This window comes from Kitasatospora sp. NPDC059827 (assembly GCF_042731675.1).
Lineage (GTDB): Bacteria > Actinomycetota > Actinomycetes > Streptomycetales > Streptomycetaceae > Kitasatospora.
Genome location: NZ_JBHWIV010000031.1, coordinates 1 through 16559 on the forward strand (window position 1 = coordinate 1; position 16559 = coordinate 16559).

The window sequence follows — 16559 nt, forward strand, 5'->3', positions numbered from 1 at the left end:
GGGGTCGACGAGCGGCCGGGGGCCGCGGCGTTCCCGGGCACGCCGTGCGCGGCGGCCGGGAAAGGGCGGGCCGCGCCGCCCGGGCTGCGCTGACCAAGGCGCCCACGGGCGGTGCGGTCCTGGTGCGGACGCGGGGCGCGGGGAGGGGTCCTGGTAGCTCCCCGCACCGGCCGGTCCGCCGGCGGTTGGCTCGATGGAACCGATCCGGACGACCGGCTCCACGACACCGGTCGGCCTGATGGGACGACTCGGCGTCCCGTTCGAAGTCCTCCCCCGTCGCGCCTGGGCGAAACCACCTGAAACCTGGCGTTTTGTCCGGCTTCGTGAAGTGAAGTGGTCGAAGCCGAACCCCACGGCGGGCGGACTCGCCCCGCCCCCGCCGGGTAGCGTCATCCCTGACGGCCGTGGTGCGACCCACGGCGTTACCGCCGGGCTCGGCGGGTCCGGCAGGGAAGCGGTGGTAGCGAGGATGGCGCGGGGCGGAAAGGCCTTCAAGGCCGTGGCCAAGGGCATGGCCGTGGTGGCGAGCGCGGCCGCCGTGATCGAACGGCGCCGGCGCGCCGCGATGGCGGCCGACCCGCACGAACTCCCCGCACCGGCCCTCGCCGAGGCGCCCGGCCCCGTCCCGGTGCCGCGCACCGACCCCGCGCCGACGGCCGCGCCGCTCGCCGCCCGGGTGGCGCCCGAGGCCGACGCCAGGGCCGTCGCGGAGGTTGCCGCCGAGGCCCCCGCTCCCGCGACCACGCCCGCGGCGGCCGCGCCCGCCGCGCCGACCGCACCCCCCGCGCACACCGGACTCGGCCGCGAGTACCACCCCGGCCGGCCCGCCACCCCCGCCGAGGCGGTGCCGTGGGGACTGCGGGTCGCCGCCGAGTCGACCTGGCGGCTGCTGCTGCTCGGCGCCGCGCTCTACGTCCTCTTCTACGTCGTCGACATGCTGCGGCTGGTCGCCTTCTCGGTGCTGGCCTCGCTGCTGATCACCGCGCTGCTGGAGCCCTCGGTCTCCTGGCTGCGCCGGCGCGGGGTACCGCGCTCGCTCGCGGCCGGCGGGGTCTTCCTCAGCGGTCTGGCCGGGATCGGGCTGGTCGGCTGGTTCGTGGTCTGGCAGGTGTCCACCAACCTGCCCGACGTCACCAACCAGGTGAAGACCGGCGTCAACCAGCTCCGGGACTGGATGATCACCGGCCCGCTGCACCTGACCCAGCAGCAGATCACCGACTTCGCCAACCAGATCACCAAGGCCATCACCACCAACACCGACCAGCTCACCTCGGCCTCGATCACCGGCGCGCAGATCGCCGTCGAGATCCTGACCGCGCTGCTGATGACCTTCTTCACCACCTTCTTCTTCCTCTACGACGGCTCCAGGATCTGGAACTGGGCGCTGCGCGGCCTGCCCCGGCAGTCCCGCTTCGCGATGGCCGGAGCCGGCCCCAAGGCCTGGACCACGCTCACCGCGTACGTGCGCGGCACCGTCTGCGTGGCCTTCATCGACGCGCTCTGCATCGGCATCGGCGTCGACCTGCTGGGCGTGCCGCTGGCCATGCCGCTGGCCGTGATCATCTTCCTGGGCGCCTTCGTCCCGCTGGTCGGCGCCCTCGTCACCGGCACCGTCGCCGTCCTGATCGCCCTGGTCACCCAGGGGCCGTGGACGGCGCTGATGGTGCTGGTCGTCCTGATCGCGGTGATGCAGGTGGAGAGCCACATCCTCCAGCCGCTCATCCTCGGCCGCGCCGTCCGGGTCCACCCGCTCGGCGTGGTCCTCGGCGTCGCGGCCGGCGGCATCATCGGCGGCATCGGCGGCGCGGTCGTGGCCGTCCCACTGATCGCCGTCACCAACACCGTGGTCGGCCACCTGCGCCGCCGCAACGAGGCCGGCCAGGCCGTCTTCACCGCCCTCGAAGCCGCCCGCGAAGCCGCCGAACGCACGGCCGCCACCCGGCCGGCGGCGGCTCAGCCGGCCGCCGACTGACCGAGGGCGGACAGGACGGCGGTGCCGACCGCCACGAGCGTCAGCCCCACCACCGCGCCGGTCGCGATCCCGGCCTCCCGCGCGGCCCAGTGCCACCGGCCCGGCGCACCGCGCCGCAGCGCCCTGCGGGTCAGCACGGCCCCGAGCACCGGACCGCTCCAGGGCAGCCCCACCACCCACAGCAGTCCGTAGTACCCGTGCCAGGGCGGGTCCTCGGCGGCGAACGCCGTCCAGACCACCGCGACGAGGCAGACCGCTGCCCAGAGGACGGTGACCAGGACCGTCCACCAGCCCCCGCCGGACCGTGGCTCCCGCGGTTCTCGCCGCTCCCGTGGCTTTCGTGGGGCGCCGGGGCGGGGGTCAGTCATGACGTCCGGCCGCCGGGGTGATCCGGCTGCCGTGGCCGCTGACGATCCGACCGATGTTGTCGACCGAGGTGCGGTCGTCGCCGGGGCCGTCGTCCCAGTAGGACGAGTGCGCGGTGAAGTCGGGGGACCCGCCGTCCACGGCGAAGCGGTGGGCGCCGAAGTCGACGCTCGCCGGATCCCTGGTGAACCAGCCCAGGTGCGAGATGTGGTCCCAGGAGGCGGCGCCGACGTAGGTGTGGTCGGCCCCCACGGAGAACTCGGAGGCGTGGAAGGCGTCGGTGCCGGGACTGCCGACCAGGATGACGTCGTCGGCCGCGATCCCGGCCGGTTTCCGCGCGGCGAGGCCGACCAGCAGCGAACCGAAGCTGTGGCCCTCGGCCGTGACGTGGGCCGGTGCGCCCTGGTGGGTGACGCGCTGCCCTTCGAGGAACCTGCGGTAGGCGTCGACGCCGCCCTGCGCGCGGCTCAGGTCACCGGCCTCCGGGAAGCTGAGCGGCGCGTCGTACCCCAGCCAGGCGATGGACGCGGTGCGGCGGGTCGGGTCGGCGCGCTGGGCCGCGTCGTACACGGCCTTCGCCCGGTCCGCGTCGCCGCCGCCGATGCGTTGCAGCGTGGTGTCCAGACCGCCGACCAGGGAGGTGACGTCCTGGGCCGTGTCGGGGTTCCCGAAGGAGATGATGCCGCGCCCCTGCCCCTCCCCGCTGATGCCGAGCAGGAAGACCGGCGGTTCCGTTCCGTCGGTCCGGCGCAGCCGCTCGGCGATCCTGCGGTACCCGGCCAGTCTCAGGTCGTCGTTCGGATCGGACGACCGACCACCCCGCTCGTACTCGGCGATCAGTCTCGGCAGCAGGATCCGGTTGGCCTGGTTCCTGGCGACCGCGGGGACGCCGTCGCGGTTGCCGACCAGGTCCGGGTGCTCGTGGACGAGCCACTGCTGCTTCTCGGGGGGCAGCGCATTCCACCAGGCATTGACCTCGGTGGGCGGTGCGTCGTCCTTGGGGACGCTGCCGAGCAGCAGGCCGTCCGGGGCGAGGGTGGGGTCGAGCCGGTCGCTGAGGGCGGCGCCCGAGTCGAGGCCCGTGCCGTCCCGGGCGCGCTCGACGTAGTGCTGGAGCCGGGTGGCGATGGCCTGATCGACGGCTTCGGCCTCGGTCAGGGCAGTCGAGATGCGGGCGGCGAGTGCTGTGGCGACGCGCTCGCAGCTCTTCCGGTACTCGGGGTCGTGCTGGTCGGCGTAGCTGCCGGGCGGCCAGGAGACCGTGCCACGGGCGTCGACGGACAGTCCGGCCGTCTGTGCGTCGGTCAGTGCCGTGCGCAGCGCGGACTGGGCGAGGGCCAGTGCGTCGGCGCCGGCTCGGATGCTCCTGCCGATCTGCCCGATCTCGCTGTGGGCGGCTTTCAGCTCGCCAGTGCTGCGGCGCAGCGCCGGCCGGGCCGCGTCGGCGCAGGGGCCGGCCCAGTCGGCGGCCGCGATGCGGCCGTCGACGCCGTCGCGCCACTTGTCCACGTGCTGCCCGAGGGCGCCGTACAGCTTGTCGTAGGCATCGGCCGCCGCGTACAGGTGACTCAGGTCGGTGTCGCGCAGTGTGGCGAGGTCCATGCGGTCGCCCCTAACCGAAGTGCAGGACGAAGTTGTGCTTCTGCCGTGCGGTCGGGCCCACCGGGACGGTACGGGTGTCCGGGCCGAAGGCCGTACTGATCTGCTGGTCGGTGCTGCCGTAGCCGAGGCCCGCGTCGATCAGGCCTCGGCCCTGCCGGCCCATCGTGGCGTGCAGGTCGGTCAGCAGGGTGTTCCAGGCGTTGGCGCAGGTGCCGAGTGCGGTGCCGCACCGAAGGCCGGCCAGTCCGGAGGCGGACTGGTTCGAGGCCTCGAGCAAGGCCTTGAGCTCACCGGGGATCTGCTCGGCCGTCTCGACGGCGGTGCCACCGGTCTGCTGGAGTTCGTCCGGGTTGGCACGGAAGCCCCCGCCGTTCTCCGGATGGTCGGACATCGCGGCTCCCCCTCGGACCGAATGTCGTGCACGGATCGCCTTGCACTGTAGCCGAGTTGGGCCCGCCGGGTGCCGGAAACGCCGAGGGGCCCCTCCGTGCGGAGGGGCCCCTCGGGTGGTGCGGGTGGGTCAGGCGTTGACGGCGGCGAGGGCGGCCTCGGAGTCGAGGACGCCGGCCACGGCCTGGAGGACGGCGGCGATCTTCATCGAGGCCTGGATGACCTCACGGTCGACGCCGGCCTTGCGCAGCACGGCCTCGTGCGAGTCGAGGCACTGGCCGCAGCCGTTGATGGCCGAGACGGCGAAGCACCAGAGCTCGAAGTCGATCTTCTCGACGCCCGGGGTGCCGATGATGTTCATCCGCAGACCGGCCCGCATCGTGCTGTACTCCTTGTCGGAGAGCAGGTGCAGCGTCCGGTAGTAGACGTTGTTCATCCCCATGATCGCGGCCGCGCCCTTGGCAGCGGTGTACGCCTCCGGGGAGAGGTTGGCCTTGGCCTCGGGCTCCAGCTCGCGCAGCACGGCGGGGCTGCGGGTGGCCATCGCGCAGGACAGCACGGTGCCCCAGAGCTGCTGGGCGGGGAGGTCGGAGTTGCCGATGACCGAGCCCAGGTTGAGCTTGAGGTCCTTGGCGTAGTCCGGAAGGGCGGCCTTCAGGTCGTCGAGAGCCATGGGTCAGCCCGCCAGGAGGGCCTGGGCGTCGAGGGTGTCCTCGCCCTTGGTCCAGTTGCACGGGCACAGCTCGTCGGTCTGCAGGGCGTCCAGCACCCGCAGGACCTCCTTGGGGTTACGGCCGACGGAGCCGGCGGTGACCATGACGAACTGGATCTCGTTGTTCGGGTCGACGATGAACACGGCGCGCTGGGCGGTGCCGTCCTCGCCCTCGACACCGCAGGCGCGCATCAGCTCGTGCTTGATGTCGGCCAGCATCGGGAAGGGCAGGTCGCGCAGGTCCTTGTGGTCCTTGCGCCAGGCGTGGTGCACGAACTCGGAGTCGCCGGAGACGCCGAGGATCTGGGCGTCACGGTCGGCGAACTCGTCGTTCAGCTTGCCGAACGCGGCGATCTCGGTCGGGCAGACGAAGGTGAAGTCCATCGGCCAGAAGAAGACGATCTTCCACTTGCCCTCGTAGGTCTTGTGGTCGATGTCGGCGAAGGCGCTCGCGGCATCCAGGTCGACACAGGCCTTGAGGTCGAACTCGGGGAACTTGTCGCCGATCGTGAGCACGTTCGCTTCTCCTGGGATGAGACTGCGGGGAGTTTTGTCCGGATTCCGGACAGGACCCACGATTCCACATCGTGGACTGATCAGAGAAATAGCTACACTTGATGTGTCTGATCGGAGATTGTTATCAGTACTGAACCACCCCCCTCCCGGCCCGCCCGCCGCAGGGCCGCCGCCGCCAAACCCGAGGCGGCTGTGGGGAGCGCCACAGTCCGCAGCCCGCGCACGCCGACGGTCGCCCAGCTCAAGGCCTTCGTCGCGGTGGCGGAGCACCGGCACTTCCGGGAGGCCGCCGCCGCCACCGGGACCAGTCAGCCGGCCCTGTCCGGGGCGGTCGCGGCGCTGGAGGAGTCGCTGGGCGCGCAGCTGGTCGAGCGTACGACGCGCAAGGTGATCGTCACTCCTCTGGGGGAGCGTGTGCACGGGCATGCGCGCCGGGTGCTCGCCTCCTTGCAGGCCCTCACCGAGGAGGTCGACGCCGCCCGCCGTCCGTTCACCGGACCGCTGCACCTCGGGGTGATCCCGACCGTCGCCCCGTACCTGCTGCCCACCGTGCTGCGGCTGGTCCGCGACCGCTTCCCGGAGCTGGAGCTGCACGTCCACGAGGAGCGCACCCCCTCGCTGCTGGAGGGCCTGGCCGCCGGGCGGCTGGACGTCCTGCTGCTCGCGCTCCCGGCCGGCGGCTCCTCGCCGACCCGGGAGATCCCGCTGTTCGACGAGGACTTCGTCCTGGTCACCCCGCCCGGGCATCCGCTCGCCGGGCGGGTCGACGTGCCGCGCGACGTGCTGCTCGACCTGGACGTGCTGCTGCTGGAGGAGGGCCACTGCCTGCGCGACCAGGCCCTCGACATCTGCCGCGAGGTCGGCGCCGACCCGGCCGGCTCCACCACCCGCGCGGCGGGCCTGTCCACCCTGGTCCAACTCGTCGCCGGGGGGCTCGGGGTGACGCTGCTGCCGGCCACCGCGCTGGACGTCGAGGCCGGTCGCACCGACCGGCTGGCCGCCGTACGGTTCGCCGCCCCGGCGCCCGGCCGCCGGATCGGGCTGGCCACCCGGCCGGGGTCGGCCCGCAGCGCCGAGTACGAGCGCTTCGGCGCGGCGCTGCGCGAGGTGCTGGCCGAGCTGCCGGTCCGGATCGTCGACGCGCCCTGAGGCGTCAGCGCGCCGCCGGTGCGCCCTGAGTGTCAGCGCGCCGCCGGTGCGCCGAGGCAGAGGCCGACCGTGGTCGTCACCAGCAGGTCCAGCGCCTCCAGGGTCTCCGGGGCGGGCGGCTCGCCGGGCAGGCTCCGGATCAGGTGGCGGGCCGTCAGGCCGTCGAAGCCGGTGAGGAAGTGGGCGGCGATCCGGTCGGCGGGCAGCGCCAGGGTCAGCCCGTGGGCGGTGGCGAGGGCGGCGAGCATCTCGGTGGCGGTGCACTCCATGGCGTGCTGGAGGCCGAGCATGATCTCCCGGACGTCCGGGTCGCGCATCGCCAGCGTCTCGAACTCGCTGAGCAGGACGCAGCGCCCGTCCTCGCCGGTGGCGGCCTCCCAGAGGGCGTGGACCAGGGTGCGGACCTGGTCGCCGAACGGTCCGTCGCCGGGTGAGGCGGCGCGCACCTGGTCGATGAACTGGGCGGCGACCTCCTCGACGACGGCCCGGTAGAGGTCCTTCTTGGTGCCGAAGGTGTAGTGCACCGTCGCCTGTGCCACGCCCAGCTCCGCCGCGATCGCGCGGGTGCTGCCGGCGGAGACCCCTTCCCGGGTCATCAGGTCGATCGCGGCCCGGACCAGCTGCGGTCGGCGTTCGGAGGCGGGGACATGAGCCATCCAGCCAGGGTAGCGCCATGGGCGGGCAACTGTGTCGGGTAACCGTGTCGGTCGATTGGGTCGGTCAACTTTGTCACCTGACAAAGTTGGGTCTACCGTGGGAGGGGTCCGCCCGGGCACCCGCCTGGCGACCGTCCGTCCGCCGACCGCACCGCGAGGGGTCAGACCTTGGCCACGTACCTGTACCGACTGGGCCGTTACTGCTTCCGGAGAAGGCGCGCCGTGCTGGCCGTCTGGGTCGCGCTGCTGATCGCCGTGGGCGGGGCCGCGGGCGCCCTCGCGGGCAGCACCAGCGACGAGTTCAAAGTCCCCGGCACCGAGGCCCAGGCCACCCTGGACCGGATCAAGGGCACCTTCCCCGAGCAGGGCCACGGCTCCGCCCAGGTGGTCTTCGCCGCCCCGGCGCCCGGCGGCATGGCCTCGCCCGAGGCGGGCAAGGCGGTCGGCGAGGCCGTCACCCGGATCGCCCACGTCCCCGGCGTGGCCGCGGTGCCCGACCCGTACGCCACCGGCGCGGTCTCCCCGGACGGCAGGGTCGCGATCGCGCTGGTCTCCTTCGACCACAAGCTCGCCGAGGTCACCGACCAGCAGCGGGACGCCGTCCGGGCCGCCGCCGAGCCGGCCCGCGCGGCCGGGCTGGAGGTGGCCTTCGGCGGCGACGCGTACAACAGGTTCGCCCAGATCGAGGGCGGCTCCGAGGCGGTCGGCCTGGTGGTGGCCGGGCTGGTGCTGGTGATCACCCTCGGCACCCTGGTCGCGGCCGGGCTGCCGCTGCTGACCGCGCTGGTCGGCGTCGCCGTCGCGATGGCCGGGCTGCTGGCGCTGACCGGCTCGTTCGAGATCATCACCACCGCGCCGGTGCTGGCCCTGATGGTCGGCCTCGCGGTCGGCATCGACTACGCCCTGTTCATCCTGTTCCGCCACCGCCGCCACCTGGCCGAGGGCCTGGAGCCCGAGGAGTCCGCGGCCCGGGCCACCGCGACCGCCGGCAGCGCCGTCGTCTTCGCCGGGCTGACCGTGGTCGTGGCGCTCGCCGGACTGGCCGTCGCCGGCGTCCCGTTCCTCACCGTGATGGGCCTGGCCGCCTCCGGCGCCGTCGTGGTGGCCGTCCTGGTCGCGATCACCCTGCTGCCCGCGGTGCTCGGCTTCACCGGCCGCGCGATCGACCGGCTGCCGGTCTGGAAGCGGGCGCTCACCACCCACGGCAAGGTCACCCTCGGCGAGCGCTGGGCCCGCTTCGTGGTCCGCCGCCCGCTGCCCGTGCTGCTGGTCGGCCTGGCCGGACTGGGCGCCATGGCGGTGCCCGCCGCGAGCCTGGACCTCGGCCTGCCGGGCGGCGGCTCACAGGCCGTCGGAACGGACGCCCGCAAGGCGTACGACCTGGTCGGCGACGGCTTCGGCCCAGGCTTCAACGCGCCGCTGGTGGTGGTCGTCGACGCCCACGGCGCACCGCGCCCCGAGCAGGCCGTCCAGGAGGTGGCGGGCCGGCTCCAGGGCTTGAAGGGCGTGCAGACCCTGCTGCCCCCGAAGGTGGACGCGGGCAGCGGCACCGCCCTGGTGCCGGTCATCCCGAGGACCGGCCCGGACCACCAGGACACCCGGGCGCTGGTCAACGAGATCCGCGACCAGCGCGACGGCATCCGGGCCGCGACCGGCGCGAGCATCGCCGTCACCGGCACCACCGCCGCCAACATCGACGTCTCCACCAAGCTCGGCCAGGCCCTGCCGCCGTTCGTCGCGGTGATCGTCGGCATCGCCCTGGTGCTGCTGGCGCTGGCCTTCCGCTCGGTGCTGGTGCCGCTCAAGGCGGTGCTGGGCTTCCTGCTCAGCATCCTGGCCTCGCTCGGCGCGGTGGTCGCGGTCTACCAGTGGGGCTGGCTGGACGGCCTGATCGACGTGCCCAAGGTCGGCCCGGTGGTCAGCTTCGTGCCGATCCTGCTGATCGGCGTGCTGTTCGGGCTGGCGATGGACTACGAGCTGTTCCTGGTCTCCGGGATGAAGGAGCAGTACGTCCACGGCAAGGCGCCGCGCGAGGCGGTCGTCGGCGGTGTGAAGGGCGGCGCCCGGGTGGTGACGGCGGCCGCGCTGATCATGGTCTCGGTGTTCGGGGCCTTCGTGTTCGGGCACGACCCGATCGTCCAGCCGATCGGCTTCGCCCTCGCGGTGGGCGTGTTGGTGGACGCCTTCGTGGTGCGGATGGCCCTGGTGCCGGCGGCGATGGCGCTGTTCGGCAAGGCGGCCTGGTGGTTCCCGAAGCGACTGGAGAAGGTCGTGCCGAAGGTCGACATGGAGGGCGAGCAGCTGATCGCCCGGCTGGAGGGGGAGCGCCGGTCGGCGAAGGAGCCCGCGGGGGTCTGACGGCTCGGCGGTGCCCGGCGGTGCCCGGCGGGATCCGACGTCCCGCCGGGCACCGTCACGTCCCGGCGGGCAGCCGCTGCTCGAACCAGACCACCTTGCCGGTGCCCAGCCGGGTGGCGCCCCAGCGGTCCGCGCACCGGGCCACTATCTGGAGCCCGCGCCCGCGTTCGTCCTCCGGACCGGTACGGCGCGGCCGCGGCAGCAGCGGGCTGTCGTCGCCGACCTCGCAGCGCAGCCGGGTGGTGCGCACCAGGCTCAGGGTGACCGGGCGGGTCGCGTGCTGGACGGCGTTGGTCACCAGCTCGCTGACCATCAGCTCGGTCGCCTCGCTCAGCTCGTCCAGCCCCCAGCGGCGCAGCGTGTGCGCGGCCAGCCGGCGGGCCCGGCCCGGCGTCTCGTTGCGCGGCTGCAGGTACCAGTGGGCGACGTCCCCGGCCGGGATGCCGTCGAAGCAGGCGCCCAGCAGGGCGATGTCGTCGCCGCGGTCCCCGGGCGGCAGGATCCGCAGCGCCTCCTGGCACAGCTGCTCGGGGGACTGCCAGCGGGCGGCCGCGATCCGCGCGCGGAGCACCTCCAGGCCGTCGCTGAGCGGGCGGGTGCGGGTCTCTACCAGGCCGTCGGTGAACAGCAGCAGCGCCGATCCGGGCGGCGCGGGCAGCTCGACCGAGTTGAAGTCCACCCCGCCGACCCCGATCGGCGCCCCGGAGTCCAGCTCCACCAACTCGGCCGTGCCGTCCGGGCGGACCAGCACCGGCGGGACGTGCCCGGCGTTGGCCAGCACGACGCGGTTGGCGATCGGGTCGTACACCGCGTACACGCAGGTGGCCAGGTGCTGTTCGCGGCCGAGCCGCTGGGCCTGTTCGTCCAGGTGGTAGAGCACCTCGTGCGGCGGCAGGTCGAGTGCGGCCAAGGTCTGCGCGCTGGTGCGGAGTTGGCCCATGATGGCGGCCGAGGTGAGCGAGTGGCCCATCACGTCGCCGACGATCAGGGCGACCCGGTTGCCGGGCAGTGGCACCGCGTCGTACCAGTCGCCGCCGACCTGGGCGCCGCGCTCACCGGGCAGGTAGCGCTGGGCGAGCCGGACGCCGTGCGACTGCGGCAGCCGCAACGGCAGCATGCTGCGCTGGAGTTCGTTGGCTATCTCCCACTCGCGGGCGTACCGCAGCGCGGTGTCCACCGCCAGCCCCGCCTGGGTCGCCAGGTGCGCGGCGGTCGCGGTGTCCGCCGCGTCGAAGGCCGGCCGGCCGGTGCGTTCAGGGGGCCGGCGGATCAGCACCAGCAGACCGAGGACGGCCTTGCGGCCGCGCAACGGAAGGGCCACCACCGAGGTGCCGGCCGCCAGCCGGGCCAGCCCGCGGGGGCCGTACACCTCGCGCAGCAGCGCCTCGGTGCGCTCGGCGGCGGGCGTGCCCAGGACGGCCGACTCGGCGGGGCGGCGGCTCAGCAGGATGTGCGCCAGCGCGCCGCCCCGGGTGACCGGGGTGGCCGGGCCGGTGTCCGCGGTCGAGCGGGAGCCGAAACGCGAGCGGTGCCGGTCGTCCGCGCCGCTCTTGCGGCCGCGGCGGCCGATCCGGGTGCCGGTGCTGTGGTGGATCCGCAGCTCCTCGGGGAAGCCGGGCTCGCGCTCCACGTTGGGCAGCGGGTCGCGCAGGTGGACGACGGCGGCGTCGGCGAGGGTCGGGACCAGCACCCGGCCGATGTTGCGCAGGGTCGCGGCCAGGTCGAGGGCGCTGTTGATCCGCCGGGTCGCCGCGTCGAGGTAGGCGAGGCGGTCCGCCAGCCCGTCCGCCGCCCCGGTGCGGTCCGGCCGCGCCGTCGGCGGCTTCGCCGGGGCCACGGCCCTGACCGGTTCGTCCGGCCGGGCCGGGATCCGGACGCGCTGACCCGGGACGGCGGGCGGCTGCTCCGCCTCGGTCTTGAGCTGGTCGCGCACGGCTGCCTGTCCTGGATTCGGTGTGGTCGGGAGGTCTGGACGGTGAGCTGTTCTGGTCCTCTGGTCGGTCAGCCGACGCGTCGACAGCACAGGAACAGCTGTTCCTCCGGCGGCAGCGTGGTACTGGCCGGCGCGTACGGATGCCCCGAGCACTCCTCGACGGCGAAACCGGCCGCGACCAGAACCCGCTCCAGATCCTCCCTCAGATACCCACTGATCCGCAGCTCTCTGCCAAGGAACGGAAGCGGAACGTGATCCAGGTCCGCCTCGACCATACCGAGCACCAGCAGTCCGCCCGGCCGCAGGAGTTCGCGCAGCCGGCCGAGCACGGTCGGGATCTCGTCCTGCGGCAGCAGGATCAGTGAGAAGAACGCGGTGACGGCGGCGAAGGTGCCGCGGCCCGCCGGCCCCAGCGCGGGCACGCCCCACACCCGGTCGGCGCGCTCGGTGGCCAGATCGTACAGGTCGATGCGGTGGAACTCGGCCGGGTGCGCTCCCTCGATCCGAGCCCGGCGGGCCAGCGTCAGCATCACGTCCGAGAGGTCTATCCCGGTCACCCGCAGCCCGCCGGCGGTCAGCTGGCCCACGGTCGGCTCGCCGGTGCCGCAGCCCACGTCCAGCACCCGGGCGCCGGGTTCCAGCTCGGCGAGCAGCCGCCGCCCGCACTCCAGCTGGCCGTCCTTGGCGGGGAAGGCCTCGCCGTACCCGGCACCGATGGTGTCGAAGGCGACCGCCTGCAGGGCCCGGGCCGCCCGGCGTTGCCGCACGTCGGGGCCGTCCGGGCCGTCCGGCCCGTCGTCGCCGGCGTCCTCGCCGACCGGGAACGCGTCGGATATCTGTCCGGTCGTCACGTTGAGAGGCACCCTTCCACCCGTGGCCTCCGGTCGGCTCCTCCGCAGCCTCCTGGGCCGCTGCCGGTGGCGGTACGTCACGCTCCCCGCATCACACAGACGGCCTGCACCCCGACACGTTGCCGGCAGACACTCGTGTGCGTACTGGCATCTGAGAATATGCGTGATCACTGCGCCATGGGGTCCCTTTCCGGCCAACTCGTCATGCTTGGGCCGATGTGGGACGGGTCCGCGGAAGCACAGGGGTGCGGGCCGGGTGGTGCGACCGGCCCCGCACGCCGCACAGCGCGCCGGGTCGGACGCCGCTGACCTGCGGTTTCACCAATCCGCAGGCTGACAATCGGACGTTTATCGAACGTCAATCGGCGAGGTGCACAGTAGAGACCAGCGCCGGGGAAGCGTTGAGGGCGCTCCCGCAGCCGGGGGGCTGCGGGAGCGCCGACGCGCGGATCGGGGGAGGTGCTCCGCGGGGGAGCGGAGGCCTCACGGCGCGGGGGGAGAAGAGAAGGGCTCGGTGTGCTGTCGGGAGATGAGGTCCGCCACGGGGGAGGCCTCCGGCACACCGAGCCGCGTGAAGATCGCGTGCGCCTCCTGGAGGCAGGCGAGCCCACGGGCCGGCTGGGCGAGGGCGAGCAGGGCCTCGCCGAGCGCGGCGTTGGCCAGGCCCTGGCAGTAGGCGGAACCCATGTCCTGCCCGATGGCGAGCGACTGACCTGCCGCGTCGGCGGCCTCGGCGTGCTCCTCGGCGACGAGCAGGGCGGAAGCCAGTCGGGCCAGCGTGTAGCCCTCCCAGAGCGGGTTGCGCTGGGACTGGTAGAGCTGGTGGGCCTCCCGTAGGTGCGGGACGGCCTCGCTGCCCGGGAGCACCACACCGAGCTGGTACAGCGTCTGGGCGAGCAGCGGGCCGTTGTCCGAGGTCCGTGCGGCGGCGACGCCCTCACCGGCGGACTGGACCGCGGTCTCGGTCATGCCCAGCCGGTGCTGGACCCGGGCGATGTTGCTGACGATGCGCGCCGCGCCGATGGAGGTGCCGACCGTCCGGTTGGCGGCGCGGGCCTGCTCCAGGAACGGCAGGGCCTCGGCCGGGCGGTTGCCCACGCTCAGGATCACGCCCAGCATGTTGGCCGCGGCCAGCTGCAGGACGGTCGGGTCGTCCGGTGCCTGGTGGTCGAGGCTGCGGCGCAGCGAGTGCTCGGCGTCCTGGAAGTCGCTGGTCGCGGACTGCAGGGTGCCGAGAGCGAAGTGGACCCGGGCGAGCGCGGCGCGGTCGCCGCGCTGCTCCGCCGCGCGGCCGACGTTCTCCAGGATCGGCCGTACCTGGGGGCCGTGGGTCGGGTCCGGGCCGAGGCCGTACAGCAGGATCAGCAGGTCGAGCGCCGCGTGCTGCGAGGCGACCGGCCCGTTCGCCGCCGCGGCCATGGCGTTGAGGAGCAGCGCGCCCTCGGTCCGGACCCAGTCCTGGGCGGAAGCGCTGGTGGGCAGGGCGAGCCCGGGTGACGCCGGGTCGGTCAGCAGGTCGGACAGCGGGTCGTCCGGTTCGATGGTCTGGGCCGCGTTGCGCAGGGTCGGGATCAGCAGCTCCAGGAGCCGGTGCACCGCCCGCTCCTGCTCCGCGGTGTCCCCGATCCGCTCGTTCTTGCGCTGGGCGTAGAGCCGGAGCAGGTCGTGGTAGCGGTAGCGGCCGGGGGCGAAGCATTCCAGCATGTTCGCCTCGACGAGGGCCTCGGCGAGGTCCTCGGCGGTGTACTCGTCCACGCCGAGCAGCGCCGCGGCGGCCGCGAGCGGGATGTCGGGGGAGTCGATCAGGGCGAGGAGCCGAAAGGCGCGGGCCTCGTCCACGGACAGCTGTCCGTAGCCGAGCCCGATGGTGGTCTCCACGGCGAGGTTGCCGAGCTGGAGTTCGTCGAGCCGCCGCCGTTGGTCGGCTAACCGAGTGGCCAGGTCGGAGACGCTCCACCGGGGGCGGCTGGCCAGCCGGGCGGCGGCGATGCGGACGGCCAGCGGGAGGAACCCGCAGGCGGTGACCACCTTCATGGCGGCCTCGGGCTCGGCGGCGACCCGCTGCTCGCCGACGATGGCCGAGAAGAGGGTGAGTGCCTCGGAAGGGGTCAGCTCCTCGACGTCGAACAGCTGGGCACCGTGGATGCCGGCCAGCCGGGACCGGCTGGTGGCGAGTACGGCGCAGCCGGACACCCCGGGGATGAGAGGCCGGATCTGTTCGGCGTCCCGGGCGTTGTCCAGCAGGATCAGCATGCGGCGGTTGGCGAGCAGCGAGCGGTAGAGGGCAGCCCGCTGTTCGAGCGCGTCGGGGTTCTCGGTGACACCGAGGGAGTGGAGGAAGTCGCCCAGGACGACGGCCGGATCGGCCGGTGAGGCGCCTGCGCCGCGGAGGTCGACGTACAGCTGTCCGTCCGGGAACTCGGCGCGCACGCGGTGGGCGACGTGCACCGCGAGAGTGGTCTTCCCGACCCCGCCGATGCCGGCCAGTGAAGTCACCACCACGGCCTGCCCGGTGGCGTTCATCAGGACTGCCGAGAGGTCCCCCACCAGCTCCGAGCGTCCGCTGAAATCCGAGACGTCCGCCGGGAGTTGGGCCGGGGCCGGGGGAGTCGTCGGGCCTTCCTTGCGAACCGCGGCGACCGGGGCAGCGGGGACGGCGAGCGTGGGGTCGGCCGCGAGGATGCGGTTGTGCATCGAGGAGAGGCCGACACCCGGTTCGACCCCGAGTTCCTCGATCAGCAGTTTGCGGGTGTCGGTGTAGACGCCGAGCGCCTCCGCCTGGCGTCCGCAGCGGTACAGCGCCAGCATCAGCAGCTCGCGCAGGCGCTCGCGGAGCGGGTGCTCGGCGGTCAGGTTGTTGAGCTCGCCGACGACCTCGGCGTGCAGGCCGATGTCGAGGGCGGCGGCGCACAGGTCCTCGGAGGCGGCGACCTGACGTTCGGACAGCCGCAGTCGCTGGGCGTCCGCGTACGGGCCCGGGACACCGGTGAGCGGGCGGCCGCTGAACAGGTCCAGGGCCTGAGCCAGCAGCCGGTGCGCCTCGGCCTTGTCGCCCGAGGAACGGGCGGTCGCGGCCTCGGCGGAGAGCCTCTCGAAGACCGACAGGTCGAGGGACTCGCCCGGGATCCGCAGGGCGTAGCCGTCGGCGACGGAGACGAGCAGCTCGGCGGGGCGGCGCACCTCCCGGCGGGGCTCGATGACGGAGCGAAGCCGGGAGACGTAGGTGCGCAGCGCTGCCACGGCCTGGGTCGGGGGGCGGTCACCCCAGAGCGCGTCGACCAGGTCCTGGGTGGTGACCGGGCGTCCGGAGTGCAGCAGGAGGGTGGTCAGAACGGCTTGTTGTTGAGGGGATCCGAGAGAGAGGGGTTTCCCGTCGAGCCAGGCCTGGACCGGACCGAGGACTTGGAAGCGCAGCGCAGGTGCCTGCGGCGTCTCCCGAAACTCCATGAAGTCCCCCGATGGCCTGTCGTGTCGATTCTGTGAAAGGGCGCTCGGCGGTCCGCCGTGGTGGCTCAGCTTAGGCGGACGCCCGACTCTGCCGGGCGGCACCGCAAGCCGCACAGTGTTTATCGGACATTTAATCAACCCTACGATACTGTCCGCGCGCCCGCGCCACGGAGGTCGGGCTGAACACATTTGATGACCGAAAGGCGGCCGCCCAATGGCCAACGACCAGAGCGAGACCACGGTGCCGGTGACGCCCGAGAACGCGGCGCAGACCGGCGCCCCGGCCGCCGCTGTGGAGGCCGGCAAGGCTGTCGAGGGTGCGGTCGCCGCGTCCTCGAACCCCACCGGGTACACCGCACCGACCGACGCGGACAAGACCGCGTTCGAGAACGGCTCATTCGGCGACGAGGGGCAGTACGTGGGCGAGCCCGCGCCGTCGACCACCGGCGGGCCGGACACCCCGCGCAAGCCGGAGAGCATCATCGGCGGCCACCCGTAAGCGGCCCCCGCCCGGCGGTGGCCCCCGGGCCCCGGCCCGGGGGGGGGGGCGAGCTGGGTTGTTGGCGGGGAAATACTTGTGGGGTAGCACGGTTGGGGGTATACCCGC

Annotated in this window: 13 protein-coding genes; 4 read left to right on the top strand and 9 right to left on the bottom strand. The window is 73.5% G+C overall.

From position 1 onward, the window contains the following. Window positions 1-469: 469 nt before the first annotated feature. Window positions 470-1972, top strand: a complete 1503-nt coding sequence (locus tag ACFV8H_RS20665) for an AI-2E family transporter (protein ID WP_380401803.1) — start codon at window positions 470-472, stop codon at window positions 1970-1972. On the opposite strand, the gene ACFV8H_RS20670 is transcribed toward ACFV8H_RS20665, so the two are convergent. From ACFV8H_RS20670 to ACFV8H_RS20690, 5 genes are all read right to left on the bottom strand, one after another. Next, window positions 1954-2340 (bottom strand): hypothetical protein, encoded by a 387-nt coding sequence (locus tag ACFV8H_RS20670; protein WP_380401805.1) that lies wholly within the window; start codon window positions 2338-2340, stop codon window positions 1954-1956. The two genes, ACFV8H_RS20665 and ACFV8H_RS20670, sit on opposite strands and share 19 nt — an antisense overlap. After that, a complete protein-coding gene (locus ACFV8H_RS20675) occupies window positions 2333-3940 on the bottom strand; it encodes an alpha/beta hydrolase (protein WP_380401808.1) in 1608 nt (535 codons plus the stop codon). The genes ACFV8H_RS20670 and ACFV8H_RS20675 overlap by 8 nt, the downstream gene beginning before the upstream one ends. 10 nt (window positions 3941-3950) lie before the next feature. Then, window positions 3951-4331 (bottom strand): WXG100 family type VII secretion target, encoded by a 381-nt coding sequence (locus ACFV8H_RS20680; RefSeq protein ID WP_375884617.1) that lies wholly within the window; start codon window positions 4329-4331, stop codon window positions 3951-3953. 129 nt (window positions 4332-4460) lie between these two features. After that, window positions 4461-5003, bottom strand: a complete 543-nt coding sequence (locus tag ACFV8H_RS20685; RefSeq protein ID WP_375884619.1) for an alkyl hydroperoxide reductase — start codon at window positions 5001-5003, stop codon at window positions 4461-4463. Window positions 5004-5006: 3 nt separating this feature from the next. After that, window positions 5007-5558 carry a peroxiredoxin gene (locus ACFV8H_RS20690; protein ID WP_375884621.1) on the bottom strand — a complete coding sequence of 184 codons (552 nt, stop codon included), beginning with the start codon at window positions 5556-5558 and terminating at the stop codon, window positions 5007-5009. Window positions 5559-5750: 192 nt separating this feature from the next. Between ACFV8H_RS20690 and ACFV8H_RS20695 the strand changes: the two genes are divergently transcribed. Further along, window positions 5751-6707: a LysR substrate-binding domain-containing protein gene (locus ACFV8H_RS20695; protein ID WP_375884623.1), complete on the top strand. Its 957-nt coding sequence runs from the start codon at window positions 5751-5753 to the stop codon at window positions 6705-6707. A gap of 32 nt (window positions 6708-6739) precedes the next feature. Here the strand turns inward: ACFV8H_RS20695 and ACFV8H_RS20700 are convergent, their stop codons facing one another. Beyond that, window positions 6740-7363, bottom strand: a complete 624-nt coding sequence (locus ACFV8H_RS20700) for a TetR/AcrR family transcriptional regulator (protein WP_380401813.1) — start codon at window positions 7361-7363, stop codon at window positions 6740-6742. Window positions 7364-7531: 168 nt separating this feature from the next. Here ACFV8H_RS20700 and ACFV8H_RS20705 point away from each other — a divergent pair, with 168 nt between their 5' ends. Continuing rightward, window positions 7532-9721, top strand: a complete 2190-nt coding sequence (locus ACFV8H_RS20705) for an MMPL family transporter (protein ID WP_380401816.1) — start codon at window positions 7532-7534, stop codon at window positions 9719-9721. Between the two features lie 55 nt (window positions 9722-9776). On the opposite strand, the gene ACFV8H_RS20710 is transcribed toward ACFV8H_RS20705, so the two are convergent. From ACFV8H_RS20710 to ACFV8H_RS20720, 3 genes are all read right to left on the bottom strand, one after another. Further along, window positions 9777-11654, bottom strand: coding sequence for a SpoIIE family protein phosphatase (locus tag ACFV8H_RS20710; RefSeq protein WP_380401819.1), 1878 nt, complete (start codon window positions 11652-11654; stop codon window positions 9777-9779). Between the two features lie 68 nt (window positions 11655-11722). Then, window positions 11723-12421 carry a class I SAM-dependent methyltransferase gene (locus ACFV8H_RS20715; protein ID WP_380401957.1) on the bottom strand — a complete coding sequence of 233 codons (699 nt, stop codon included), beginning with the start codon at window positions 12419-12421 and terminating at the stop codon, window positions 11723-11725. 567 nt (window positions 12422-12988) lie between these two features. Continuing rightward, window positions 12989-15952 carry a BTAD domain-containing putative transcriptional regulator gene (locus ACFV8H_RS20720; protein ID WP_380401822.1) on the bottom strand — a complete coding sequence of 988 codons (2964 nt, stop codon included), beginning with the start codon at window positions 15950-15952 and terminating at the stop codon, window positions 12989-12991. A 214-nt stretch (window positions 15953-16166) separates the two neighbouring features. On the opposite strand from ACFV8H_RS20720, the gene ACFV8H_RS20725 reads away from it, so the two are divergent. After that, window positions 16167-16451, top strand: a complete 285-nt coding sequence (locus ACFV8H_RS20725; protein WP_380401825.1) for a hypothetical protein — start codon at window positions 16167-16169, stop codon at window positions 16449-16451. The last annotated feature ends 108 nt before the right edge of the window (window positions 16452-16559 follow it).

Bases quoted from the DNA above. Each gene is read 5' to 3' on its own strand.
- ACFV8H_RS20685 (WP_375884619.1), bottom strand. From the start codon at position 5,003: ATGGCTCTCGACGACCTGAAGGCCGCCCTTCCGGACTACGCCAAGGAC.
- ACFV8H_RS20720 (WP_380401822.1), bottom strand. From the start codon at position 15,952: ATGGAGTTTCGGGAGACGCCGCAGGCACCTGCGCTGCGCTTCCAAGTC.
- ACFV8H_RS20665 (WP_380401803.1), top strand. From the start codon at position 470: ATGGCGCGGGGCGGAAAGGCCTTCAAGGCCGTGGCCAAGGGCATGGCC.
- ACFV8H_RS20675 (WP_380401808.1), bottom strand. From the start codon at position 3,940: ATGGACCTCGCCACACTGCGCGACACCGACCTGAGTCACCTGTACGCG.
- ACFV8H_RS20670 (WP_380401805.1), bottom strand. From the start codon at position 2,340: ATGACTGACCCCCGCCCCGGCGCCCCACGAAAGCCACGGGAGCGGCGA.
- ACFV8H_RS20725 (WP_380401825.1), top strand. From the start codon at position 16,167: ATGGCCAACGACCAGAGCGAGACCACGGTGCCGGTGACGCCCGAGAAC.
- ACFV8H_RS20680 (WP_375884617.1), bottom strand. From the start codon at position 4,331: ATGTCCGACCATCCGGAGAACGGCGGGGGCTTCCGTGCCAACCCGGAC.
- ACFV8H_RS20700 (WP_380401813.1), bottom strand. From the start codon at position 7,363: ATGGCTCATGTCCCCGCCTCCGAACGCCGACCGCAGCTGGTCCGGGCC.